The following is a 23,093-nucleotide window of genomic DNA, read 5'->3' on the forward strand; positions in this document are numbered from 1 at the left end:
GATGAAAGTGGCGTTGATCGTAGCTGAACAAAAAGACAACGGATGCGAGGTGGGTCAATATCGCGCGTGATCCCTCACACCTGGATGTCGAACGCACGCTCGACGAACCAGACCAATGCCACCAAGGCGATCACGGCCGAACCACCGGTGAGCGCGCGCCGGTAGAACACGGTATTTCGCAGCGTAAATGCCAGCGGCAGGAACAGTGCGACGATGCACAATTGCCCAAGTTCCACGCCGAGGTTGAATCCGAACAAGCTTGCCAGCAGCGCCGTCTTCGGCAGGCCAAGATCGATCAGCACGCTGGCGAAGCCGAAGCCGTGGATCAGGCCGAACACGAAGGCGGCGACCGGCCGCCGTCCCCGGAACAGCGGGTAGATGTTGTTGACCGCCGCCAGGATCACAGAGGCGGCGATGGCCGATTCGACAAAGCGCGACGGCAGCGAGATCAGCGACAGGCTGGCCAGGGTCAGCGTGAGCGAGTGCGCCAGCGTGAACGCCGTCACCACCTTGAGCACGTCGATGAAGGCGCCGCGCAGATTGTCGGACGGCGCGGCCAGCAGCACCGCCGGCAGCAGCAGCGACAGCAGGAACAGGATGTGGTCGTAGCCGATCCAGATATGCCACACGCCTTCCTTGATGTAGGTGGCGAATTGCTGCCAGCGGTTCGGGACCGTCAGCGACAAGGTCTGGCGCGCGTGCTGCGGATCGAAGATGGCGGTGGAGGTTTCGCCGTCGTGCGTCAGCCGCAGCAAGCCTTTGTGTTGCGGATCGAGGTCGGCGAAAAGGTGATAGTCGATGGTTAGCTGTGTCACCGGTTTTTGGCAGGTGACGCCGAAGCGCATCACGCTGTAGGCGCCGTCGGTGTGGTCGTCGATCAGTTGGTCGGCGATGTTGATGGTGCACGGGCCGTTGTCGGTTGATAGCTTCAGGCGCTCCAGCGCGTAGGCGGAGATGGCGGCGTGGCGGGCGCGGATTTCGTCCCAGGTCAGTTTGCCGTCGCCGTCTTGATCGAGGCCGATGGCGAAGTCCAGGTCGCGCAGGGCGATGTCCCACTGGCCGGTGATGTTATCGCCTTGCGTTGTCAGCGACAGATAACTGTCGCTCGGCTTGTGCGCCTGCGCCGGCAGCATGGCGCCGAACAGCAGCGCGAGGAATATAAAAAGACGTGCCATTATGTCCCCGTGGTGAGTTGGCGCATCAGGCGCTGCGCGGCGACGTCTTCGATCTTGTGCTGCGTTATCCAGTCGGTGACCGGCTTGGCCGCTGCGGCGTCCCGTGCCGCTACCGCCGCTTCCAGATAGATGCGCATGTCGGCCGGTTCTTTTTGTATCGCCCAGTTTTTCTTCGCCAGTGTCAGTGCGGTTGGCGCGTCCCGGCGCAGCAGCAATTCAAAGCGCGCTTGCTCGCGTTGGTGCACCGTGTCGCCGCGCAGCGCTGCGGCGTCGAAGCGGGCGGCCAGCTCCTTGACGTCGGAGGCCAGCACGCTGCTTTTGCCATCCTGCTGCTGCAATGCCAGCGCGCGCCGCAACAGCAGCGCGTCGATCCGCGATTGGTCGCGCAACAAGGTCAACACCTCGGCAGGCCGCTTTTGCTCCAGCAGCAGGTCGGCGTAGGCGCCCAGCAGATAGCTGTCGTTCGGCGCCATGGCCAGCGCGCTCTTGTAGCGCGCCTCGGCCACGGCGCTGTCGCCGCGCCGCTGCGCCATTTCGGCCAGCAGCGTCAACGCCCACTCCTTCAATTCCTCCGGCGCGTTGGCGCTGCGTTCCAACGTCAGCTCCAGCAACTGCTCGCTTTTGACGGAGCGGCCCGTGACCGTGCCCACATTGGCGATGCACGTCACGGTGATCAGTTCTATCGACAGCGCCGACAAATGCGCGCAGCTGGCGGTGGCGCCGGCGTAGTCGCCCTGCACCGTTTGCACGGTCGCTTGCGTCAGCCACGCCTGCGCGTTGTCCGGCTGCGCCGCCAGCACGCCTTTCAGGTCCGCCAGCGCGGGACCGAATTGATGGGTGCTTTGCAGCAGCGTGGCGCGCAGCAGGCGCACCGGCGGCGGCGGCGCGGCCTGCGACCACCACGGCGCCAGCGCGGCCTGCGCGTAGCCCAGATAGCGCGGATCTGTTTCGCTGCGGCCCAACGAAATGTAGCGCTTCGCGACGCTGGTCGCCAGCGCGACGTCGGTCGGCTTGGCGTTCAGTTCCGCGCGCAGGCTGCGCAACTGCTGCTGCACCGGATCGCCACGGCGCGGCAGCGTTTCGATCACTTGCTTGCCGCTGGACGGTATATAGGGCGCGGCTTGCGCGAGGGCGGCCGGCAATGCCAGGGCGATGATTATTGTTGTTCTCATGGGGACCTCTGAATCGATCTCTAAACGGACCTCTAAACGGCGTAAAGGGCGGACCATGCGGCGTCCGCCCTTGTCACTGCTTGCTTACTTCACGGCTGCCGGTTCCGTGTCGTCCGGCGTGGTGACGGCGACAGGATCGGTCGCCGTCGGCTCGGTGGTGGTTTCGCTGCCATCGCCGATGAGGGACATCACGGCGGCAAAGAAGCTATCCAACATGCTGACCGGCGGCGTGACCACCGGTGGCGTCACCACAGGCGGCGTCACCGGCGGTGTGGAGGCGATGTGGTCGCTGCCGCCGCCGCAGGCGCTCAACGCGAGCACGCATACCAGGCCCAGATATTTAAGGGATCTCATGTCGTCCCCCTTACATCTGCGGCGAACCGGCGATCGGCGTTTTCAGGTACGGGAACGAGGCGTTGAAGAAGCTGTCGTCCAGGTAGGCGCCGTCGGTGAAGTGCAGGCCGCCGGCAGCTGCGTCGGCCGGTGCGCAGCCCAGGTTCAGGGTACACAGTTTGCCCATCACCACGCGCAGCGCGATGTCGACCACATCGTCGCCCGGACGGCGGCCGTTCGGGAAGCCGGCGTTGTCGCCGTCGATGACGCCAAGGCGCTTCTGCGCGCCGGCGGCGACGGCTGGCGTCGACGTGTTCAGGCGCAGCATTTCAGACGCGGTGACAGTCGTCGGCTGGTTCAAGCCTTTGACGCCGGTGAGGAAGGCCGCCACCAGGTCGTTGCGCGGGAAATTGGTCGGCGCCTTGGCGCCGGCGCTGCCGTACAGGATTTCGATCAGCGCCGGCAAGGTCGGGTTGGTGACGTAGGTGGCGAACTGGCCGTCGCCGGAAGGCTTGCTGGCGTTGAAGGTGTCCTTGTCTTTGAGGCCGATGACGACTTCATTGACCAGCGGCGCGCCCAGGCGCGATACCTGGGTCCAGGCGCCGCCCTCTTTCGACGGCGAGCTGGAATTCGGCGTTGGGTTCAACAGGCGTCCCTGGCGCAGGCTGGCGGTGGTCCAGCCGCCGATGACCGGGTCGCCGCCGGTGGACGCGATCAGGCACGATGCCGCCACTTCCAGTTCGATCGCGGTCACGTTCTTGGTCGCCAGGTCGTCCTTGGCGCCCTTCTCGGCGCCGGCGGAAAACTCGGTGGCCGGCGCCTTGATGTTGACCAGGTCGAAGGTCTCGCCCAGGTTGACCACGAACGGGTCTTTGCGCTGGCCGACGAACAGGCGCGCCGGCGTGCTGCAGCCGGGGATGTTGACGTTGTAGACGTGGGCAGCGGCATACGCGGCGTAGTTGGGGATCGACTTGTTGCCGATGTTATCGAGCGGCTTGTCGAAGATGGCGCCGCCGGCGACGTTGGTGACGGCAGCCTTGGTGCCGGTACGGCGGTCGCCGCGCACGACGTTGACGGTGTAGGTCTCGCGCACGTTGGCGCCGGGGGCGTTGACGCCGGCAATGGCGCCGCCGTTGATCACCAGCGGAATCGAGACGTCCTTGCCGCCGACGGACAGTTTGGTGTCCTTGTTGGTGTTGGTGAAGCGGAACTGGAACGTCAAGTCTTCCTTGGCGTCGCCGTTGTTATCGATGTGGATCTCGTACAACGCGTTCGGGTCCATGGCGAAGTAGTTAGGGCCGCCGTAGGCGTCCTGCAGCGGCACGTAGTCGGCGATCAGGGTGACGAAGTTGGATCGGCCGCTCTCGTAGCTGCGGAACATATAGAAGTCGGTGGCGTCGACTTTGGGACTTTGCGTGACGAACGGTGCTTCGCGGTGGCTGGACGCCATGGCCGCCGGTGCGATGGCGCCGGCAAGAGTGCCCAGCACGGCCGCGTACAGCGCCTGCTTGAAGATTGTTTGCATTCGATTTCTCCCCAACTGGTTGATTTGATTGGACTGCACGGTCGTATACGCGGCGTCCATGACGCCAGATTCAGATTCGATAAGATTTTTGAAAATATATTCAAAAGTGATGCGTTAAAAACTGTGCGACAGCGTCACGCGCCAAGTGCGCGGCTCGACCGGGTGCGAGTGGACGTCGTCGACGCCCTCGGCCGGTTCGCCGGGCAGGCGCGAGGCGTAGTAGTAATCGATGTCGCTAGCGCGGCGGTTGAACAGGTTGAAGCCGTCGAGCGTGAGTTTGGTGCGCTTGCCGAGCTGGTAGCCGATGCGGCCGTAGGCCAGCGCCGTCGATGCCGAGCGCACGCTGTTGTCTTCGATGAGCGGGCGGGGTCCGAAGTAGCGCAGCTCCATGCCGCCGAACCAGCGTCCCAGGTCCTTGACCGTGACACCGAACGAGGCCACCTTGTTGAGCGAACCGGGCACGCGGTTGCCGGCCGGGTCGTCGCGACGATAGCGGGCGCGCGAGGCCGACAGGTCCAGGTCGAACAGCAGCCACGGCGCGGCGATGTAGTGGTTGCTCCATTCGATGCCGCTGCGGCGGCTGGGGCGGCTCGCCTCGGTGTCGCCGCTGTCGCCAACGTAGACCAGTTCGGAGTCGATGTCGAGCGTCCACAGCGACAGCGAGCTTTGCAGGCCGCGCAGCCATTCGCTGCGTACGCCCAGCTCGGCGCCGCGCGTGCCCACCAGCGGCGTGGCCCCGGCCGCGCCGGGCGCGATCACGCCACGGGCGTCGTTGCTGTGGAAGCCGGCGCCGTAATTGATGAAATATTCGGTGCTGGCCCATGGTCCGAAGATCAGCGACAGCTTGGGCGAGGCCTTGTTCGCGCTGGCGCTGTTGCCGTTGACGTCGAAGCGGTAGGCGTCATAGCGCAGGCCGGCGATGGTGCGAAATTCCGGTAGCCAATAACTGGTGTTCTCCAGATACAGTCCGGCGCTCGCTTCCTTGACGCGGTCTTCGCGCACGGTGCTCAGCCGCTCGCGTTCCCGCGTGGCGTACAGGCCGATCGGCGATATATGGTCGTAGCGGGTCTGCACGCCGACCTTGTTGCGCATGTCGATGCCGGCGATCTTGTCGAGCCAGGTCTGGCTGGCGTTGAAGCCGCCCATGGTGCGCCGCTCGCTCTGCTGGAACTGGTCGCCGTTGACCGGGTCGGCCAGCAGGTAGGTGAAGTTGCTGTATAGATCCAGACTGGAGCGCACCACATAGGCCGACGCTTCGGTGATGCGGCCGTCGTCGCGCCGGTGCATGTCCCACGACAGGCTGCTGCGGGACGTTTCGCCGCCGTCGCTGGCGTCGAGCGTGCCGAAGCGGTCGATCAGGCCGTCGCGCACGGCCCGTTGCGGCACCTGGTCGGTGGCGTTCCAGCGGTTGCGGTAGGCCATGGCGGTGACGCTGTAGCCATTTTGCGCGTCGCCACGGCTGTAGCGCAGCATGGCGTTGTATTTTCGCACCTGTTCCGGGGTTTGCCACGGACCGTCGTTGCGGCCCAGATCGATGCCGTACAGCAAGGTGCCGCCGGCGGCGTCCATCGAGTCCGCCAGCAAGGCGCGGCGGTAGCCGTAGCGTCCCAAGGTCAGGCTGGCGATGCCTTCTGGCAGCCGGTCCGACAGGCGGATGTGGGCCGCGCCGGCCGACGAAAAGTCGCCCTCGTCGGCGAAGTAGCTGCCCTTTTTATAGTCGATGCGCTGCACCAGCTCCGGGATCAGGAAATTCAGGTCGGAGTAGCCCTGGCCGTGCGCGTTGCTGCGCATGTTGACCGGCATCGCGTCGACATAGGTGGCGAAGTCGGTGCCGTGGTCGAGGTTGAAGCCGCGCAGGAAGTACTGGTTGGCCTTGCCGTCGCCGCTGTGCTGCGTGACGATCATGCCGGGCACGAACTCCAGCAGCTCGCCGGTGCGCAGCGCTGCGCGGCTGGCGATCAGGTTGGACGTCACCGTGCCCTGGCTGGCCGCGTCCGAGGTGCCGACCGCGTTGTCGTAATGCGCCAACACCGTCACCCGGCTCATCGCCACCGTGCCGGCCACTTCGGCGTCCTCGGCGGCGAGCGCCATGCCGGCCGGCCCCTGTGCGGCGGCCACTGCCAGCACCGCCGCCATGTTGCGTTTCATCCCCATCGCGTCTCCCAACCCGAGTTATTTTTTATTCAAAGTTGGGTAGTTGTACGGAGGGGGAGGCGGTTCGGATTCAATTGCTGACCCGATAATATATTTTCGCGCGCGCGTGAGAATATGGTATTTTTCACACGCCCAATTTGTTTTCCATCAATGCATCATCACTTTCAAGGCGCGCAGTGTCCGACGTTCATTCACTCGATCCCCAGCAGCTGCGCACGTGGCTGCAAGGCGCCGCCAACCGCGATGACGCCGCCTTCCGTTCCCTCTATGACGCCACATCATCGAAACTGTTTGGCTTCGCGCTGCGTATATTGAACAAGCGCGAACTTGCCGAAGAGGTGTTGCAAGAGAGTTTCGTGGCGATCTGGAACAACGCCGGCAGTTATCAAAGCCATTTGGCCGCACCGATGACGTGGATGACCACCATCGTGCGCAACAAGGCTTTCGATCTCTTGCGCCGCAGCGATGTGACCACCGAAATCGATGGGGAACAGTTTGACAGCGAGGTTATCAATGCATTACGGGATCCGGGCGCCACGCCGATCGAGGCACTTCAGATGAGCAGCGACGCCAAGGCACTGGCCTACTGCATGTCCGCGCTGGAAGGGCTGCACCGCCAGGTGGTGGGCCTGGCGTTCTTCCACGACCTGTCGCATAGCGAGGTGGCGGCGCAGATGGCGCTGCCGATCGGCACCGTCAAGACGTGGATACGCCGCAGCCTGGAACGGCTGAAGACCTGCTTGTCGAAGCGGGAGCAATCATGAACATCCGCGACAACGGACCGCTGCGCGAGAAGCTGGCGGCTGAATACGTGCTTGGCACCCTGAAGGGGGGCGCGCGGCGGCGTTTCGAAGGCTATATGCACAACGACGCGGCGCTGCGCCGCACCACGCAGGAGTGGGCGGACCGACTGACGCCGCTGGCAGAGTTCGCGACGCCGCAAGCGCCGCGCCGCCAGGTGTGGACCAACATCGAACGGCGCCTGAACCTGAAGCGCGCGCACTCTGCCTGGCAGTTCTGGCGCAACGAGTCGGTCACGTTCTGGCGCTCGCTGGGCGTGGTGTCGACGGCGCTGGCGGCCTTGCTGGTGGTGGTCATCAGCACCCGCACGCTGGACGCGCCGCAGCTCGATTATGTCGCCACGCTGACCGACGAGAAGTCGCAGACCGCGCTGGTGCTGACCGGCGACACCGGCCGCAAGGCGCTGACGGTGCGCATGGTGGGCAACGCGCCGGTGCCTGCGGATAAATCGCTCGAGCTGTGGGCGGTGCCGAAGCAGGGCAATCCGCGTTCGCTCGGTCTGCTGGCCGATCGGGGCGAGGTCAAGCTGGCGCTGACCAGCAACGCCATCGGCGACGACGTCGCGCTGCTGGCGGTGACCCTGGAGCCGAAGGGCGGCTCGCCGAAGTCCGACGGCCCGACCGGTCCTATCCTGTACAAAGGCGCTTGGGTACGCGTGATGTAGTTGGTATCATGGGGAGTACTGGGCTTCGGCCCTTACTCCGGGCCAGGGCTCAGGCATGAATTCATGGCTTCGCCGCGAGCGCAGCCGTTACCACTTCCCATTGTGCCAACCACCGTGCCGTCTCAACGCAACGGCTCTTGATTAGCCTGGCTATCCGCAAATGATGCTCATCCAATGGATGGGCAAAAATCGGTTCGTGGTGAGCGATTCTGTTTCGAAATCCCCGCAGTGCTTCCATTTCGTCATACAGCTTGGTTCTGGCCGCTGCCACTGTCAGCGGAAAGGGCAAGAAGGGAAACGCAATCCGCAAATTAACATTCCAGACATGAGGGTCGTGGCGTACGGTGAACATCTTGCACCAGAAAACGAATTTCAGCTCGGCGATCACTTTGCCGGTGGCACCGACGGGGATGCCTTGGCGAGCTTGTTGAAGATCGCCTTTGCGCGCTGCCGTCAACGTGCGTTCGAAACCGGCATCCCACGGCCAGTCGGGTCCATACTTGAGTTCGAGCGCATGAGCGATGCCGTTGCGCATAACTACCTCGCAGATATGTAGCGATGAGAAGAAAGCGCCGGACACCAGAGCATTCCAAATGTAAATATCCAGAGCGGTCGCGGCCGGGGAAAACCCCGTAGCAGCGAGATAGGTGCCCAAACGCACTGGCGAGATAGTGCGGCTAACAGCGACGGTTTGGGCGGGTGTTAGTGCCATTTTCATCAAATTTGATGCTTCGGTTTTAGGATTCGTATACAATCAGGTTGTGATTTCCAGGACTTGTTGGCTTCGGCCTTCCCCTGGGGACAAGAGAGTTAGAATGGCCCACTTCGGTGGGCCATTCCCGTTCACGGCTTTATTCTTCAGTCGGCCTTTGTAACCATGACGGCGGCCTTACGCTTGTGACGCTCAACGTCAAAGTCTGCGAAGCTGCGTATTACCACACAACGTACTCCACATCCCTTGCGACATTCCTGTAGCGCGTCAAGCCAATCGATTTCAGCACACGAAGTTTGCGCAGAAACCCGAAATTGCAAAAATTGCTATCATTGCCAGCTAAATTTTAAAAACTGAAAGGCTGGCAATGGACGCGCAAAAATTCACGCCCGAGTACTTCAACCAGTTCGGCCAGGAGACGTTGCCGTCCCATCTCGGCATCGTCATCACGGCGGTGCGCGAAGGCGAGTTGGTGGCGCAGTTCGAAGTCGCGGCCAAGCACCTGGCGCCGAATGGCTTCCTGCACGCCGGCAGCGTGGTCACCCTGGCCGATACCGCCTGCGGCTACGCCTGTTTCGCGCACCTGCCGGAAGGGGCGCAGAACTTCACCACCATCGAGCTGAAGTCGAACCACCTCGGCACCGCGCGCGACGGCGTGGTGGTGGCCACGGCGAAGGCGGTCCATCTGGGCCGCACCACGCAGGTGTGGGACGCGGTGGTGACCAGCCAGGCCACTGGTAAAACAATAGCGTTGTTCCGCTGCACACAGATGGTTTTGTTCCCCAAATAGCGCCAAATAGCTGATAAATTGTGCATGGGAGCAACCCTCGCACAAGGATATCAAATGAGTCGATTCACGAAGCTGGCCGGCGTCTGCCTGGGCATGATTTTGGCGTCCTCCTTGGCTTCCTCGCTGGCGTTCGCGCAGACGCCGTACACCGACGATAAGGTGTATCAGGGACTGGGTGGCAAGGAAGGCATCAAGAAGATCGTCGATACCTTCATTCCGCTGCTGCTGGCCGATCCGCGCATCAAGGACAGCTTTACCGACTTCGACATGGAGCAGCTGAATGTGCGCCTGCAGGAGCAGTTCTGCGAGTTCGCCGGCGGCCCGTGCAAGTACACCGGCAAATACCGCGACAAGACGATGGACGGCGTCGGCACCGAGCGTGACATGGCGAACGTGCACCAGGATTTGAAAGTCACCAACGCGATGTTCAATGCGCTGACCGAGGATTTGCAGATCGCCATGGAGCGCAACAACGTGCCCAATAGCGTGGCGAACAAGCTGATAGCCAAGCTGGCGCCGATGCAGCGTGCCATCGTGACCAAATAACCGGCCGGGAGCCCCGCAGTGAACAACCATCCTCTAAAAAATATCGTGGCGGCGTTGGCCGCGGCTTTGGCCTGCGGCGGAGCGGCCGCGCAGGCGATGCCGGACATGGGCAAGTTCCTCGCCACCGGTGGCGTCAGCCAGGTCGAAGGCGCGGGTGGTGGCGGCATCGTGCCGTGGGCGCTGATTTCCGGCTACGGCACGCGCGACAGCTGGGGCGCGAACGCGCACTACACCTATGTCAAAACCCAGGACTACAAGTTGACCAGCTATGGTGTGGCGGTGGGGATCGCGGACCGGGTCGAGATATCGCTGGCCAACCAGGAATTCAAGGGCAGCCTGGCGCCGCTCAACCAATTGGCCATCAAGCAGGATATCGTCGGCTTGAAAGTGAAAGTCGCCGGCGACGCCGTCTACGAACAGGATAGCTGGCTGCCGCAAATCGCCGTCGGCGCCATGTACAAGAAAAACAAGGGCGTCGGTGGCCTGGGCGCGCTAGGCGTGACCAATGTGACGCAGCTGGGCGCGAAGGACGATCATGGCTACGACTACTACGTCGCCGCCACCAAGATCCTGTTCGAACAAAGCCTGCTGCTCAACGCCACTTTGAGGTCGACCAACGCCAATCAAATGGGTTTGCTGGGATTCGGCGGCGACCTGCGCGACAGCCGGCGCTTGATGCCGGAGTTCTCGGCCGCGTACCTGGTTTCGCGCAAGCTGGCGGTGGGCGCCGAGTACCGGCGCAAGCCGCGCAACCTGACCGTCGATGACGAGAAGGCGTATTACGACGCCTTCGTGGCCTGGTTCCCGACCAAGCATCTCTCGGTGACGGCGGCCTACGCGGAGCTGGGCGACATCACCATCTTCAATCCCAAAAAGCAGCACGGCGTGTACCTGTCGGTGCAGGCCGGGTTCTGATCAATACGATTTGTAGGGCAGGAATTTGCCGCTCAGGACCACCTGTACGCGGTCGCCCTTCGGATCTTCTTCGCGCTGGATGTCCATCGAAAAATCGATCGCGCTCATGATACCGTCGCCGAACTCCTCGTGGATCAATTCCTTGATGGTGGTGCCGTACACGCTGACGATCTCGTACCAGCGGTAGATCAGCGGGTCGGTCGGCACCGCCGACGGCAGCGAGCCTTTGTACGGCACGATCTGCAGCCACGCCGCCTCTTCGTCGGTCAGGTCGAACAGCCGCTGCGCCGTGTCGGCCTGCTGGCGGTTGAACGTCATCTGGCCTAGCAGCGCGGCGGTCGTCCACTCCTTGCTCTGGCCGATCTCTTTGGCGATGTCGCCCCACAGCATTTTGCGTGCGACTTTGACGGACAGGATTTTATGCGTGACTTGTTGGCGGTCCATGACGGCTCCTCGGGTTGGGATGGTCATGGAGCATGCAAGCGCTATGCCAGCGCCGGCGGGGCGGGGACTGTTAGCTCTTCAGCGACGTCGCCAGCAGCTTGTGCAGCTCGTCGAAATCCGGCTTGCCCAGATAGCGCTTGAGGATTTTGCCGTCCTTGCCGACGACGAAGGTGGTCGGCGTCATGGAGACGTCCCCGTAGGCCTTGGCGGCCGAGCCGTCCGTGTCCAGCGCCACTTTGAAGGGCAACTGGCGCGTTTCGGCGTAGTTGATGACGTAGTTGGCCGGATCGTAGCTCATCGCCACGGCGACGAATTCCATGCCCTGCGGTTTAAACTTGTTGTAGGTCTCGACCATTTGGGGCATTTCGGCCACGCACGTGGTGCACGACGTCGCCCAGAAATTGACCATGTAGACTTTGCCGCGCAAAGCGTCGGGGGAGATCTTTTCGCCTTTGATGGTGACGAAGCCGACGTCCGGCGCGACCGGGCGCTTGTTCAGCGAGAGATAACCGCCAAAGCCGATGGCGGCGATCACCACGGCCGCCAGCACCGGCTTGATCCAGCCGCGCGACGACGAAGTAGGGGAAGGAGCAGCGGAAGTGAGCGTATCTTGCATGATGGTGTCGGGCGCCGAAGAGGGTGGTGTCATTATAGACCGGTATCCCCGACGACGCCCGCGAGCCGTTTTTACTGCACCGAGTGGGTGGTGGCGCCACCGCTGTCGGCGTTGGCCGGGGCTGCAGCCGGGGCTGCGGCCGGCGTGGCTTGGTACTGCTTGTACTCTTCCTCGGAGATGTATTCGAACACCTTGACCACCTTGTTCACGCCGCTCACGCCACGGGCGATGTCGGCGCCGATCTGGCCTTCGCGCTGGGTCACGCGGCCCTGCAGGTAGACCGTGCCGCGCTCGGTGGTGACCTGATACGAATTGGCCGAGATATCCTTGGCGTCGACCAGGCTGGCCTTGACCTTGGTGGTGATCAGCGTGTCGTTGGAACGCGAGGTGTAGCTAGCCGGGCCGGCGATTTCCAGCTCGTTGGTGACAGAGATCACGCCTTCGACGCTGCGCACTTCGCGCTCGGCGGCCGCTTTCATGGCCTCGTCGCGCACTTCGCCGGTCAGCAGCACGCGCCGGTTGAAGCTGTTGACGTTGGTGTGGCCGGCGTCGCCGACGACGTTGCGCAGCTTGTTGGCGGCCTTGATCTGGATCGTGGTGTCCTCGGTCTGGGCGCCGAAGGTGCGGCGGTCCGACGCGGCCAGGGTGCCGGAGATGGCGCCGCCGGCGACCAGCGCGATACAGCCGGTCAACGAGGTCATCATCGCCGCGCACAGCACGCTCAGGGCCAGCGGGCGCTGGATCTTGTTCCAGATAGCACCTGGGTTAGTCATTCACATCTCCTCCGAATAGCGCGACGTCGATGCCGTCGCAAATGCAATGTATGGATACCAGATGGACTTCCTGGATACGGGCGGTGCGGTCGGCCGGCACGCAGATGTGGACGTCGGCGTCGGTCAGCATCTTGCCGATGGCGCCGCCGCCCTTGCCGGTCATGGCCACCACGCGCATTTCGCGTTCCAGCGCCGCTTCGATGGCCGCCATCACGTTGGCCGAGTTGCCCGACGTCGAGAACGCCAGCAGGATGTCGCCGGCCTGGCCGAACGCTTGCACCTGCTTGGAGAAGATCTCGCGGTAGCTGTAGTCGTTGGCCACCGCCGTCAGGATCGAGGTGTCGGTGGTCAGCGCCATCGCCGGCAGCGGGAAGCGCTCGCGCTCGAAGCGTCCCACCAGCTCGGCCGCGAAGTGCTGGGCGTCGGCGGCCGAACCGCCGTTGCCGCACACCAGGATCTTGTTGCCGTTGGACAGCGCCGAGAACATCAGTTCGATCGCCTGCGCCAGATGCGGCGCGAGGACGGTGGCGGATTGGATTTTGATTTCGGCACTTTCGTGGAAGTGCGCCAGGATGCGTTGATTATTCATAGTGTGCTGATTATAGTGCAGTCCCTCGGGGAGCCGGACAAGCTCTGTTAAAAATGCTTACAACTCCAGAATGTTTTGCATCCATGACAACGTTTCATCGTCGATGGCGACCAGGTCGAAGCGGCATGGGGGCGGATCCGGGTGGCGCAGCAGGTAATACTGGGCGGCGTTGATCAGGCGCCTGCGCTTGGCCGGGGTGACGCTGGCGGCCGCGCCGCCGAAGCCTGCCGCCGCGCGGCGCCGCACTTCGACGAACACCAGGCCGCCCCGGTCCTTCATGATCAGGTCGATCTCGCCGACCTTGCACAGGAAATTGCGCTCGACCAAGGTCAGGCCCTGGCCGATCAGGTGGGCGAGCGCGCGGTCCTCGCCCAGCCGGCCCAGCCGTTGCTGCTCGGTGGGTTGCCCGCCGGAGGAACCAGCGCGTTGCCGGGGCGGGGACATGGCGATCTCATCGTGCGACGGCCTGCGGCACGCCGTTTTTGTAGATGGCCGGCTGTTCGATCCGCTCGAAGCTGGACGTGCCCGCGCCGAAATCGACCGTCAGGCGGCCGGTGACGCCGTCGATGTTGAAGCGGCCGGCCGGGCGGCGGCTGATTTCGCGCGCCACGCGGTAGGCGTCGATGCCGAGCGCGTACAGGCGTTCCATGTCGGCCGTGCCGGCCTGCACCGGATGCGGATAGACCATCACGGCCGGATGGTCGCGTTGCACCTGCCAAGGCAGGTCCAGCAGCCGCACGCCGTCGAGCTCGGGGCCGGCGAAGGCCATGGTGGCGCCCGGGTTGAGCGCCGAGGTGCCGTAGACCGGCAGCGCGCTAAACGAGCTGAGCTGAACCGGCGGCTGGGCCGGCATGGCGTCGGCGGTGCTGATGGTGGGATTGGTCGGCTCGGTCGTCACCGGGGCGCTCAGCGCGCCGCGCAGCTGGCGGGTCTGGTCGGCGCCCATGGCCGAGAACAGCAGGCCGGGAGGGTCTTGCGCCAGGCGCGCGCGCAGCTGGACCAGATCCGGATCGCTGAGGTAGCCGTTGGGCGCGTTGAGCTCGACCATGCGCACCGGCTGGCCGATGCGCTGCCACTGGCCGGCGAAGGCGGCGGCGATGCGGCGCTGCCACGACGAGCTGGTGGTCAGAATCATCGCGCTGGCGCCGGGATGGTCGGCGGCGGCCCACTGGGCGGCCTGGCGCGCTTCTTCCTCGATCGACAGGCCCATGGCCAGCATCTTCGGCGGCAGCGGCGGGGCGCCGGCGCTGCCGTAGCCTTCCGGATAGTTCAGCGCGATGGTCGGCTTGCTCACCAGCGGGCTGGAGGCGATCGCCGCCACGGCCGAACGCGCCAGCGGGCCGACGATGATGTCCTCGCGCTCGGCCGCGCTGGCGTAGGTCGACAGGATGTCCTGTGGCACATCGGTGGTCTCGATGACCGTGACGGTGATGTTGTCGCGGTCGCGCTCCCACGCGGCCATGAAGCCGGCGCGCAGCGATTCGGCGGCCGCGCCCAGGGTTTCGGAGCGCAGCGGCAGCAGCAGCGCCATGTTGACCGGCGCGTTGGACGGCCGCGCGCCCTCGTCGGCCAGGCGGCCCTGCGGCTGGTCGCCGGTGCTGCTGGCGGTGGCGCCGGGCGCTGCGGGGGCGGCGCCGCCCGGCAGGTCGATGGCGAAGGTTTCGGCAGCCGGGGGCGTCGGCTCCGGTGGCGGCTTTGGCAGCGGCGGAGGCGGAGCGGGCGGTGTCGGGGTTGCGCTTATAATGGGCGCCATGGGTGGGATCGGCGTGCTGCCGCAGCCACTCAAGGCGACGGCCGTGACCGCCGCAATCGTCGTAATAGCCGCACACCGCAGCGACAACCTCATACTTTTCATTCGACCCCCAATGACCGACCAAGATTCCCGCGCCATTTCCACCCTTCCCGTGCTGGGTGAAACGGCGCACCAGGCCTATCCTAGCGCAACCTTGTATATCGTGGCGACCCCCATCGGCAATGTGACCGATATTACACTGCGCGCGTTGCACGTTTTGAGCCTGGTCGACGCGGTCGCCTGCGAGGATACGCGCAACACGGCGCAGCTGATGACCCGTTTCGGGCTGCACAAGCCGCTCATCGCCGCGCACCAGCACAACGAGCGCGAGGTGGCCGAGACCCTGATCGCGCGTTTGCAGGGCGGCGAGCGCATCGCGCTGGTGTCGGACGCCGGCACGCCGGGCGTGTCCGATCCGGGCGCGCGCATCGTCGACGCGGTGCGGGCGGCCGGTTTGCGCGTGTTGCCGCTGCCGGGGGCGTCGGCGGCGGTCACGGCCTTGTCGGCCAGCGGATTGGTCAATGACCAGTTTTACTTTGTCGGCTTCCTGCCGGCCAAGGCCAAGCAGCGCGAGAATTTCCTTGGCACATTGCGCGCGGTGACGGCGACGATGGTTTTCTACGAGGCGCCGCACCGGATACTCGATTGCGCCGTGGCGCTGGCGTCCGCGTTCGAGCCGGAGCGCGAAGTGGTGTTCGCGCGCGAGCTGACCAAGATGTTCGAGGAAATCCACCGCTGCCCGTTGTCGGAGGCGGAGGCGTGGATCAAGGCCGATCCGCACCGCGAAAAGGGCGAATTCGTCGTGCTGCTGGCCGGCGCACCGGCGGCCGAGGACGAGCAGGATGTCGAAGCCGAGCGGATTTTGAAGATCTTGCTGACCGAATGCTCGGTCAAGCAAGCCGCCAACCTGGCCGCCCAGATCACCGGCCGCAAGAAAAACGCGCTGTACGACCGTGCGTTGCAACTGAAAGAAGAAGACTGATCAGAACTTGCAGCCGTGATCCTTCTTTTCCAACAACCAGAATAGCGGCGTCAGCAGGTTGGCGCCGGGCTGGTTGAGGCAACTTTTACGCTTGGCGCCTTCCATTTTGGTCGCCAGCTCGGTCCCCGTCTGCTCGGGATAAAGCGGATGGTCACCCAGCTGCGCGACGGGCAAGCCCGCGCGCGCCGGGTCTTTCTCATTCGCCACTTTACGCGCCGTCTTCAGTGCCGCGTTCATATCGAACTGCTTGGCCTGCTGCTTGGCTTGCTCCGGATATAGCGGATCGGGCAGATTGTTGGCCGACGCCGGCATAGTGATCGCCTGCGACGGCTTGTCCTCCGCCTTGTCCGCTTGCGCTGGCGCTGGTTTGCCCGCCCGGGCCACCTCGACCTTCCTATCGCGTTCGCGCGGCTGAGCCTGCTTGACCGGCGGCGGCTCAAGCTTGAGGACCACCGGCCCCGGCGGCTTGGGCGGCGGCACCAGCCACACCGTCATGGCCTCCCTTGGCGGCAACCCGGCTGGCGCCTGTGGCGAGGTCAGCCGGTAGCCGAAAATCAACAGCGCATGCAAAACCACCGAAACGGCGATGCCCCACACCATGCCGGGCCGCCGCAGTCGTGCGGGCTGGCCCAGGGTCAAGGTCGCGCTCATGGCTTTTTAGTTAAGTTATGCATACCCCCGGGATCTTACCTTGAAAAAAATCGGCGGTGGTACATAATGATTTTTATAGCGGCACTTGACGGATACTGGGGCAGCTTGTATTATCTTGCTTCTTCGGAGTGTAGCGCAGCCCGGTAGCGCACCTGGTTTGGGACCAGGGGGTCCAAGGTTCGAATCCTTGTACTCCGACCAGTATTTAAAACCCTCGTTTGATGGCAACGTCAAACGGGAGTTTTTCCATTTCAAAACCGTGTTCATCCCGCAAATTCGGCTGTCGGTCGCATCTGCCCCAGGAACGCGGGACGGCTCGCTAGAATGCCTTCAGTTCAAACCGGAGGTGACGCCATGATGTCGTTCAAATTGCCGTTCAACGCCAGGGTTGCGCTTGTCGAGCACGACCCATCGCTGGTGCGCCGGTATTTCTTGCAAACGCTGTTGCGGCATGCGCTGGCGGCGGTGCTGGTGTGCGGCCTGTGCCTGTCGCTTCCCGTCGCATATGCCTGGTGGTCGCAGGGCTACGTCGCCGACAGCGTCAACTGGTTCTACCTGTTACCCCTGATCGATTTCATCCTCATGTTCCCGGTGCTCATCGCCATGGCGTGCGGTTACCTCGGCAAGCTGCGCGAGGCCGGCACGGCGCTGACGCCGGAGATGATCTCCTCGCGGCCCAGCATGACGGTGAGCTCCCCGCTCGACACGCTCAGCACCTTCGATCTGTGCGCCGAAACCTTGTCCGGCCTGACCCTGGGCCTGGCGCTGGGCTATCCGGGACCGGCGTCGTTTTCGCACCAGCAGTTCAAGGGCAGGATCCGGATCTCGCCGCCACACACGCTGTGGCTATGGCGGCGCATGGAAGTGCTGGTGATCGGCGAACCCGGGCAACCGACGCAAATCCTGGTGCGGCGCCGCTTCGGCCTGGAGTTTTTCCAGGTGCAGAGGGGCGAGCCATGGGACGCGGTGCAGACGGTGGCCCATCATCTGCATGTCGAAGTCAAACGCCGCCACCACACGCTGCAACTTGCGCGGCGCGAGCACGAGCTGGAACGCGCGGCGTTGAACGCGAAACTGTCTGCGCTGCAGGCGCAGGTGGAGCCGCATTTTCTGTTCAATACCCTGGCCAACCTCAAATACCTGATTCGCACCGACGGCGACACGGCGCAGCTGATGCTTGATCATCTGGTCGGTTACTTGCAAAGCGCCCTGCCGGACATGCGCTCCGTGTCGTCCACCGTGGGGCGCGAGCTGGCGCTGGCGGGCGATTATCTGTCGATCATGCAGATACGGATGGGCGAGCGGCTGCGCTTCCGCATCGACGCCGATGAAGCGGTGCGCGCGCTGCCGTTTCCGCCGGCGATGCTGATTTCGCTGGTGGAGAACGCGATCAAGCATGGGCTGGAAAGCGCCACGCGTCCCGGCGATCTGACTATACGCGCGGCTGTCGATGGCGGTGCGTTGCGGCTGACGGTGCGCGACAACGGCGCGGGCCTGAGCGATCAGCCGGGCCAGGGGCTCGGCCTGGCCAACATCCACGAGCGCTTGCGGCTGTTGTATGGAGAGGGCGCGTCGCTGACGGTGGAGGCGCTGGACGATGGCGGCGTCGAGGCCACGCTGTCGGTGCCGTTGCCCGTGTTGGAGGTGGCATGACCAGCGCTTTGATCGTCGAGGACGAGCCGCTGCTGCGCGCCGAGCTGGCGGACCAGCTGGCGGCGCTGTGGCCCGAACTGGAAATCGCAGGACAGGCGGAAAACGGCATCGAGGCGGTGGCGATGCTGGAGGCGCTGCGCCCGGATATCGTTTTTCTCGATATCCAGATACCCGGCTTGAATGGGCTGGAGGTGGCGCGGCATGTGCCGGAATCGGCGCAGATCGTTTTTGTCACCGCGTATGCGGAACACGCGTTGAATGCCTTCGACGCCGGCGCCGCCGACTATCTGGTCAAGCCGCTGTCGGCCGCGCGCCTGCTGCAAACGGTGAAACGGTTGAAGAACCGCGAAAGCCGCGTGGTCGCGCCCGAAGTGTGGGAGCGCTTGTTCGGCAAGGCCGCCGCACCGGTCTATCTGAAGTGGATCAAGGCATCGACCGGCAGTTCGGTGCGGCTGGTGATGGTGAAGGATGTGCAGTTCTTCACGTCGGACGGCAAGTACACGCGGGTGGTGACCGCCAGCGGCGACGCGTTGATACGGGTGCCGCTGAAAAGCCTGATCGAGCAGCTGGACCCGGGGCAGTTCGCGCAGGTGCATCGCGGGGCGATCGTCAACCTGGAGGCGATCGAGCGTATCGACCGCGACGGAGCGGCGATGGAGATTCGTTTGAAAGGACGATCGGAGCGGCTCGCCGTGAGCGAGGCGTTCATGCGCCAGTTCCGACAGATGTAGTCGGCGGCGGATCGCAGATGGCGGATTACGCTGCGCTAATCCGCCCTACGTGTCTCCACGTAACGCGACCGCAAATGGCCATGGAGACACGTAGGGCGGATTAGGCGGAACGCCGTAATCCGCCATGTGTGAGCCGTCGATAGCTTGATTTTAATTCGCGCGCTTGGCGGCGATGGCGTTGCCGGCGCGGCTGGCGCCTTTGCGGCCGAGGAAGTGCGAGATGAACTGGCCCGCATCGACCACGATATCGAGGTCGATGCCGGTTTCGATCCCCAGCCCCTGCATCAGGTACAGCACGTCCTCGGTGGCGACGTTGCCGGTCGCGCCCTTGGCGTACGGGCAGCCGCCCAGTCCCGACACCGACGAGTGGTAGATCGAGATGCCCACCTCCAGGCTGGCGTAGATGTTGGCCAGCGCCTGCCCGTACGTGTCGTGGAAGTGCCCCGCCAGACCGTCGGCGCGGAACTCGCGGATCGCGCGCTCCATCACCGCCTGTGTCTTGCGTGGCGTGGCCACGCCGATGGTGTCGGCAATGTCGATTTCGTCGCAGCCCAGGTCGCGCATGCGGCCCACCACGTCGGCCACCGCGTCGAGCGGCACGTCGCCCTGGTACGGGCAGCCGAACGAGCAGCTGATGCTGCCGCGCAGGCGCAGTCCGTTGTCCTTGGCGGTCCTGGCCACTTCCTCGAAGCGGGCGATCGATTCGGCGATCGAGCAGTTGATGTTCTTTTGCGAGAACGCTTCCGACGCCGAGCCGAAAATCACCACCTCGTCGGCGCGCGCGGCCAGCGCCGCCGTCAGGCCCTGCATGTTGGGCGTGAGCGCGGAGTAGATCACGCCGTCCTTGCGCGCGATGCCGGCCATGACCTCGGTGCTGGTGGCCATCTGCGGCACCCATTTCGGCGAGACGAAGGACGCCGCTTCGATATTCTGGAAGCCGGCGCTGGTGAGGCGGTCCACCAGTTCGATCTTGACGTCGGCTGGCACGCTGGCTTTTTCGTTTTGCAGGCCGTCGCGCGGTCCCACTTCGACGATCTTTACTTGCCGGGGCAGACTGTTCATCTTCAATATCCTTGGTTGCGGTCGACGATGTCGGCGACGGGTTCGCCCTTTTCGAGCTTGCGGATTTTCTCGGCGATCTGCTGCACGCTTTCGCGCCGCAGGGTCAGCGCCGAGATGTGCGGCGTGATCGTGATGCGCGGCTCCTGCCAGAACGGGTGCTGCGCTGGCAGCGGCTCGTTGCGAAACACGTCCAGCGTGGCGGCGGCGATGTGGCCGGATTTGATCAGCGACAGCAGATCCGGTTCGGCGATGTGCGCGCCGCGCGCGACGTTGATGATGAAGGCGCCGGCCGGCAGCTTGCCCATGTTGGTGCGGTCGATCAGGTTGGACGTCTCCGGCGTCAGCGGCAGCATGCAGACCAGCACCCGGCTGCCGCGCAGGAAGGTGTCCAGTCCATCGCTGCCGTGGTAGCACTGCACCCCCGGGATGCGCTTTTCGCTGCGGCTCCAGCCGCGCAGCGGGAAGCCGAACGGCGCCAGCGCTTCGAGCACGCGGGTGCCCAGCACGCCCATGCCCAGCACCCCGATCGGGAAGTCGCCCTTGGTATGCTGCGGCAGCGGCGCCCACAGGCCGGAGCGCGCCTGCGCCTCGTATTCGTCGAAGCGGCGGAAGTAGCGCAGCACCGAATACGTGACGTATTCGGCCATCTGCACCGCCATGCCGGCGTCGCCCAGGCGGATGATGGGCACTTCGCGCGGAATGGCGTCGCCGAAGCGCAGCAGCGCGTCGACGCCGGCGCCGGTGTTGAAGATCGCCTTGACCTGCGCCAGCTCCGGCAGCATGGCTTCGGGCGGCGACCACACCACCGCGTAATCGCAAGGCTGGCTGGTTTCGCCGGCGTGCCAGATCTCGAATTCCGCCTCGGGCAGGAACTTGGTGAAGTCCTTGATCCACGGCTCGGTCTTGCCGTCCGCGCGATGTAAAAGAATGCGCATGATGATCTCCTGATCGTTCCTTACGCCGTCTTGAACGCCAGCAGCGGTGCGCCATCGGCCACCTGGTCGCCAACGCCGTAGAGGATGTCGTCGACCACTCCATCGTGCGGCGCGGCGATGGTGTGCTCCATTTTCATGGCTTCCATGATGACGAGGGCATCCCCTTTTTCACTTCCTGGCCTTTGGTGGCCAGCACCGCGACCACCTTGCCCGGCATCGGCGCGGTCAGGCGGCCGCCTTCGGCCTCCGTCTCGCCGGCGTGGGCCATCGGGTCGTTGTAGGTCAACTGGTAGTGCGCGCCGCCGGTGAAGACGTGCAGCACGTCGCCGTCGCGGCGCACGGCGCCGTGCACGGCCTGGTCGCCCAGCTTGATGCTGTAGCCGTTCGCGCCTTCGGACGTGAGGCTGAGGGCTTCGGGCTGCGCGCCCGCGCCCATGCTGAACAGCCAGCCGTCGGCGCGGTAGCTGACGTGGGTGGTGTAGGGCTGGTCGCTGGTGAATTCGTCAGCGAACGACAACGCGCGCACGTAAGGCTGGTTCATGCGCCAGCCCAGCGCCTGGCCCCACGGGTCGGCCGGGTTGGCGCGCGATTGCGCGGCGGCGCTTTGTTTTTCGGCTGCGATCAGCGACACCACGGCCAGGGCCAGCGCCGCTTTCGGCGCGGCCTGCGGCGCAGGGAACAGCGCGTCCTGATTGCGTTCGATCAGGCCCGTGTCCAGATCGGCGGTGGAGAAGGCCTGGCCTTCGACCAAGCGTTTGAGGAAGGCGATGTTGGTCGCCAGGCCGACCACCTGGTATTCGGACAGCGCCTGCGCCATGCGGGCCAGCGCCTGCTTGCGGTCCGCGCCCCAGACGATCAACTTGGCGATCATCGGATCGTAGAACGGCGAGATGGCGTCGCCGGCGCGCACGCCGGAATCGATGCGCACGCCGGCCGGCAGATTAATCGCGCCGCCAAGCTCGAACGAGACGGCGTCCGGCGTGGCCACATGGCGCAAGGTGCCGATCGACGGCAGGAAGCCTTTTCCGGATTCTCGGCGTAGATGCGCGCCTCGATGGCGTGGCCGTTGATGGCCAGTTCGTGCTGCTGTTTCGGCAGCGGTTCGCCGGCGGCCACGCGCAGCTGCCATTCCACCAGGTCGGTCCCGGTGATCATCTCGGTGACGGGATGCTCGACTTGCAGGCGGGTGTTCATCTCCATGAAGTAGAACGAGCCGTCCTGGTTGGCGATGAATTCCACCGTGCCGGCGCCGACATAGCCGACCGCCTTGGCGGCGGCCACCGCAGCCTCGCCCATGGCGGCGCGGCGCTCGGCCGTCATATTCGGCGCTGGCGCTTCCTCCAATACCTTCTGGTGGCGGCGCTGCACCGAGCAATCGCGCTCGAACAGGTAGATGCAGTTGCCGAGGGTGTCGGCGAAGACCTGGATTTCAATGTGGCGCGGACGCTGGAGGTATTTCTCCGCCAGCACCTTGTCGTCGCCGAAGGAGCTGATCGCCTCGCGCTTGCACGACGCCAGCGCGTCCTTGAACTGCGCCGAGTTCTCGATCACGCGCATGCCCTTGCCGCCGCCGCCGGCCGAGGCCTTGAGCAGCACCGGGTAGCCGATCTTGTCGGCTTGCGTGTGCAGGAAGTCGGCGTCCTGCTGTTCACCGTGATAGCCCGGCACCAGCGGCACGTTGGCCTTTTCCATCAGCGACTTGGCGGCGGACTTGGAGCCCATCGCGCGCATCGCCGATGCCGGCGGGCCGATGAAGACCAGGCCCGCCTCGGCGCAGGCGTCCGCGAAGGCAGCGTTCTCGGACAGGAAGCCGTAGCCGGGGTGGATCGCTTGCGCGCCGGTGGCCTTGGCGACGGCGATGATCTTGTCGCCGCACAGGTAGCTCTCCTTGGCGGCGGCGGGGCCGATCAGCACCGCTTCGTCGCAGACGGCGACGTGCTTGGCGTTGGCGTCGGCCTCGGAGTAAACGGCGACGGTTTTGATGCCCATGCGGCGTGCGGTGGCGGCGACCCGGCAGGCGATCTCGCCACGGTTTGCGATCAGGATTTTGGTGAACATTTTTGTCTCCGTTTATTTTT

The 23,093-nt window shown here is 64.5% G+C and carries 23 protein-coding genes, 1 tRNA gene and 1 pseudogene; 9 read left to right on the forward strand and 16 right to left on the reverse strand.

Going from position 1 to position 23,093, the window contains the following annotated elements; genetic code table 11:
- Positions 1–74: 74 nt before the first annotated feature.
- The 5 genes from AC0IYS_RS00885 to AC0IYS_RS00905 all read right to left on the reverse strand — a co-directional run bounded on the left by AC0IYS_RS00885 (position 75) and on the right by AC0IYS_RS00905 (position 6,353).
- The gene (locus tag AC0IYS_RS00885) at positions 75–1,175 is read right to left on the reverse strand and encodes a HupE/UreJ family protein (protein ID WP_471703417.1); all 1,101 of its coding nucleotides are present in this window, start codon (positions 1,173–1,175) and stop codon (positions 75–77) included.
- Complete coding sequence (locus AC0IYS_RS00890) at positions 1,175–2,347, reverse strand: tetratricopeptide repeat protein (protein WP_471703418.1); 1,173 nt, start codon at positions 2,345–2,347, stop codon at positions 1,175–1,177. Before AC0IYS_RS00890 ends, AC0IYS_RS00885 begins: the two co-directional genes overlap by 1 nt.
- A gap of 84 nt (positions 2,348–2,431) precedes the next feature.
- Positions 2,432–2,701 carry a hypothetical protein gene (locus tag AC0IYS_RS00895; protein WP_471703419.1) on the reverse strand — a complete coding sequence of 90 codons (270 nt, stop codon included), beginning with the start codon at positions 2,699–2,701 and terminating at the stop codon, positions 2,432–2,434.
- A 10-nt stretch (positions 2,702–2,711) separates the two neighbouring features.
- A complete protein-coding gene (locus AC0IYS_RS00900; protein ID WP_471703420.1) occupies positions 2,712–4,205 on the reverse strand; it encodes a DUF4331 domain-containing protein in 1,494 nt (497 codons plus the stop codon).
- 114 nt (positions 4,206–4,319) lie between these two features.
- Positions 4,320–6,353, reverse strand: coding sequence for a TonB-dependent receptor (locus AC0IYS_RS00905; RefSeq protein WP_471703421.1), 2,034 nt, complete (start codon positions 6,351–6,353; stop codon positions 4,320–4,322).
- 182 nt (positions 6,354–6,535) lie between these two features.
- Here AC0IYS_RS00905 and AC0IYS_RS00910 point away from each other — a divergent pair, with 182 nt between their 5' ends.
- Together AC0IYS_RS00910 and AC0IYS_RS00915 are read left to right on the forward strand one after the other, a co-directional pair.
- Positions 6,536–7,123: a sigma-70 family RNA polymerase sigma factor gene (locus tag AC0IYS_RS00910; protein ID WP_471703422.1), complete on the forward strand. Its 588-nt coding sequence runs from the start codon at positions 6,536–6,538 to the stop codon at positions 7,121–7,123.
- Positions 7,120–7,824: an anti-sigma factor gene (locus tag AC0IYS_RS00915; protein WP_471703423.1), complete on the forward strand. Its 705-nt coding sequence runs from the start codon at positions 7,120–7,122 to the stop codon at positions 7,822–7,824. Before AC0IYS_RS00910 ends, AC0IYS_RS00915 begins: the two co-directional genes overlap by 4 nt.
- Before the next feature lie 61 nt (positions 7,825–7,885).
- On the opposite strand, the gene AC0IYS_RS00920 is transcribed toward AC0IYS_RS00915, so the two are convergent.
- A complete protein-coding gene (locus tag AC0IYS_RS00920) occupies positions 7,886–8,542 on the reverse strand; it encodes a hypothetical protein (protein ID WP_471703424.1) in 657 nt (218 codons plus the stop codon).
- 361 nt (positions 8,543–8,903) lie between these two features.
- On the opposite strand from AC0IYS_RS00920, the gene AC0IYS_RS00925 reads away from it, so the two are divergent.
- From AC0IYS_RS00925 to AC0IYS_RS00935, 3 genes are all read left to right on the forward strand, one after another.
- On the forward strand, positions 8,904–9,326 hold the full coding sequence (locus AC0IYS_RS00925; protein ID WP_363507356.1) for a PaaI family thioesterase: 423 nt from the start codon (positions 8,904–8,906) through the stop codon (positions 9,324–9,326).
- Between the two features lie 54 nt (positions 9,327–9,380).
- The gene (locus tag AC0IYS_RS00930) at positions 9,381–9,872 is read left to right on the forward strand and encodes a group I truncated hemoglobin (protein ID WP_471703425.1); all 492 of its coding nucleotides are present in this window, start codon (positions 9,381–9,383) and stop codon (positions 9,870–9,872) included.
- Between the two features lie 96 nt (positions 9,873–9,968).
- Positions 9,969–10,787, forward strand: coding sequence for a DUF3034 family protein (locus AC0IYS_RS00935; protein ID WP_471708772.1), 819 nt, complete (start codon positions 9,969–9,971; stop codon positions 10,785–10,787).
- On the opposite strand, the gene cynS is transcribed toward AC0IYS_RS00935, so the two are convergent.
- The 6 genes from cynS to AC0IYS_RS00965 all read right to left on the reverse strand — a co-directional run bounded on the left by cynS (position 10,788) and on the right by AC0IYS_RS00965 (position 14,962).
- Entirely contained in the window at positions 10,788–11,231 is a 444-nt protein-coding gene (gene cynS / locus AC0IYS_RS00940; RefSeq protein ID WP_471703426.1) for a cyanase, read from the reverse strand.
- A 70-nt stretch (positions 11,232–11,301) separates the two neighbouring features.
- Positions 11,302–11,880 (reverse strand): peroxiredoxin family protein, encoded by a 579-nt coding sequence (locus AC0IYS_RS00945; RefSeq protein WP_471703427.1) that lies wholly within the window; start codon positions 11,878–11,880, stop codon positions 11,302–11,304.
- Positions 11,881–11,918: 38 nt separating this feature from the next.
- The gene (locus AC0IYS_RS00950; protein ID WP_471703428.1) at positions 11,919–12,620 is read right to left on the reverse strand and encodes a BON domain-containing protein; all 702 of its coding nucleotides are present in this window, start codon (positions 12,618–12,620) and stop codon (positions 11,919–11,921) included.
- Positions 12,613–13,209, reverse strand: coding sequence for a phosphoheptose isomerase (locus tag AC0IYS_RS00955; protein WP_315215861.1), 597 nt, complete (start codon positions 13,207–13,209; stop codon positions 12,613–12,615). The genes AC0IYS_RS00950 and AC0IYS_RS00955 overlap by 8 nt, the downstream gene beginning before the upstream one ends.
- A gap of 57 nt (positions 13,210–13,266) precedes the next feature.
- Positions 13,267–13,653, reverse strand: a complete 387-nt coding sequence (locus tag AC0IYS_RS00960; protein ID WP_471703429.1) for a YraN family protein — start codon at positions 13,651–13,653, stop codon at positions 13,267–13,269.
- A gap of 7 nt (positions 13,654–13,660) precedes the next feature.
- Complete coding sequence (locus AC0IYS_RS00965; RefSeq protein WP_471703430.1) at positions 13,661–14,962, reverse strand: penicillin-binding protein activator; 1,302 nt, start codon at positions 14,960–14,962, stop codon at positions 13,661–13,663.
- Positions 14,963–15,074: 112 nt separating this feature from the next.
- Between AC0IYS_RS00965 and rsmI the strand changes: the two genes are divergently transcribed.
- Entirely contained in the window at positions 15,075–15,983 is a 909-nt protein-coding gene (gene rsmI, locus AC0IYS_RS00970; RefSeq protein WP_471703431.1) for a 16S rRNA (cytidine(1402)-2'-O)-methyltransferase, read from the forward strand.
- Here rsmI and AC0IYS_RS00975 read toward each other — a convergent pair whose 3' ends face one another.
- On the reverse strand, positions 15,984–16,634 hold the full coding sequence (locus tag AC0IYS_RS00975) for a hypothetical protein (protein WP_471703432.1): 651 nt from the start codon (positions 16,632–16,634) through the stop codon (positions 15,984–15,986).
- Between the two features lie 124 nt (positions 16,635–16,758).
- Here AC0IYS_RS00975 and AC0IYS_RS00980 point away from each other — a divergent pair.
- From AC0IYS_RS00980 to AC0IYS_RS00990, 3 genes are all read left to right on the forward strand, one after another.
- Positions 16,759–16,835, forward strand: a tRNA-Pro gene (locus AC0IYS_RS00980).
- 153 nt (positions 16,836–16,988) lie between these two features.
- Complete coding sequence (locus tag AC0IYS_RS00985; RefSeq protein ID WP_471703433.1) at positions 16,989–18,287, forward strand: sensor histidine kinase; 1,299 nt, start codon at positions 16,989–16,991, stop codon at positions 18,285–18,287.
- Positions 18,284–19,018 (forward strand): LytR/AlgR family response regulator transcription factor, encoded by a 735-nt coding sequence (locus AC0IYS_RS00990; protein WP_471703434.1) that lies wholly within the window; start codon positions 18,284–18,286, stop codon positions 19,016–19,018. Before AC0IYS_RS00985 ends, AC0IYS_RS00990 begins: the two co-directional genes overlap by 4 nt.
- A gap of 150 nt (positions 19,019–19,168) precedes the next feature.
- On the opposite strand, the gene AC0IYS_RS00995 is transcribed toward AC0IYS_RS00990, so the two are convergent.
- From AC0IYS_RS00995 to AC0IYS_RS01005, 3 genes and pseudogenes are all read right to left on the reverse strand, one after another.
- On the reverse strand, positions 19,169–20,080 hold the full coding sequence (locus AC0IYS_RS00995; RefSeq protein WP_471703435.1) for a hydroxymethylglutaryl-CoA lyase: 912 nt from the start codon (positions 20,078–20,080) through the stop codon (positions 19,169–19,171).
- 2 nt (positions 20,081–20,082) lie between these two features.
- The gene (locus AC0IYS_RS01000; protein ID WP_471703436.1) at positions 20,083–21,015 is read right to left on the reverse strand and encodes a 2-hydroxyacid dehydrogenase; all 933 of its coding nucleotides are present in this window, start codon (positions 21,013–21,015) and stop codon (positions 20,083–20,085) included.
- 20 nt (positions 21,016–21,035) lie between these two features.
- Positions 21,036–23,073 (reverse strand): annotated as a pseudogene (locus tag AC0IYS_RS01005) (acetyl/propionyl/methylcrotonyl-CoA carboxylase subunit alpha).
- Between the last annotated feature and the right edge of the window lie 20 nt (positions 23,074–23,093).

It is taken from the genome of Duganella sp. AC237, from assembly GCF_979254035.1.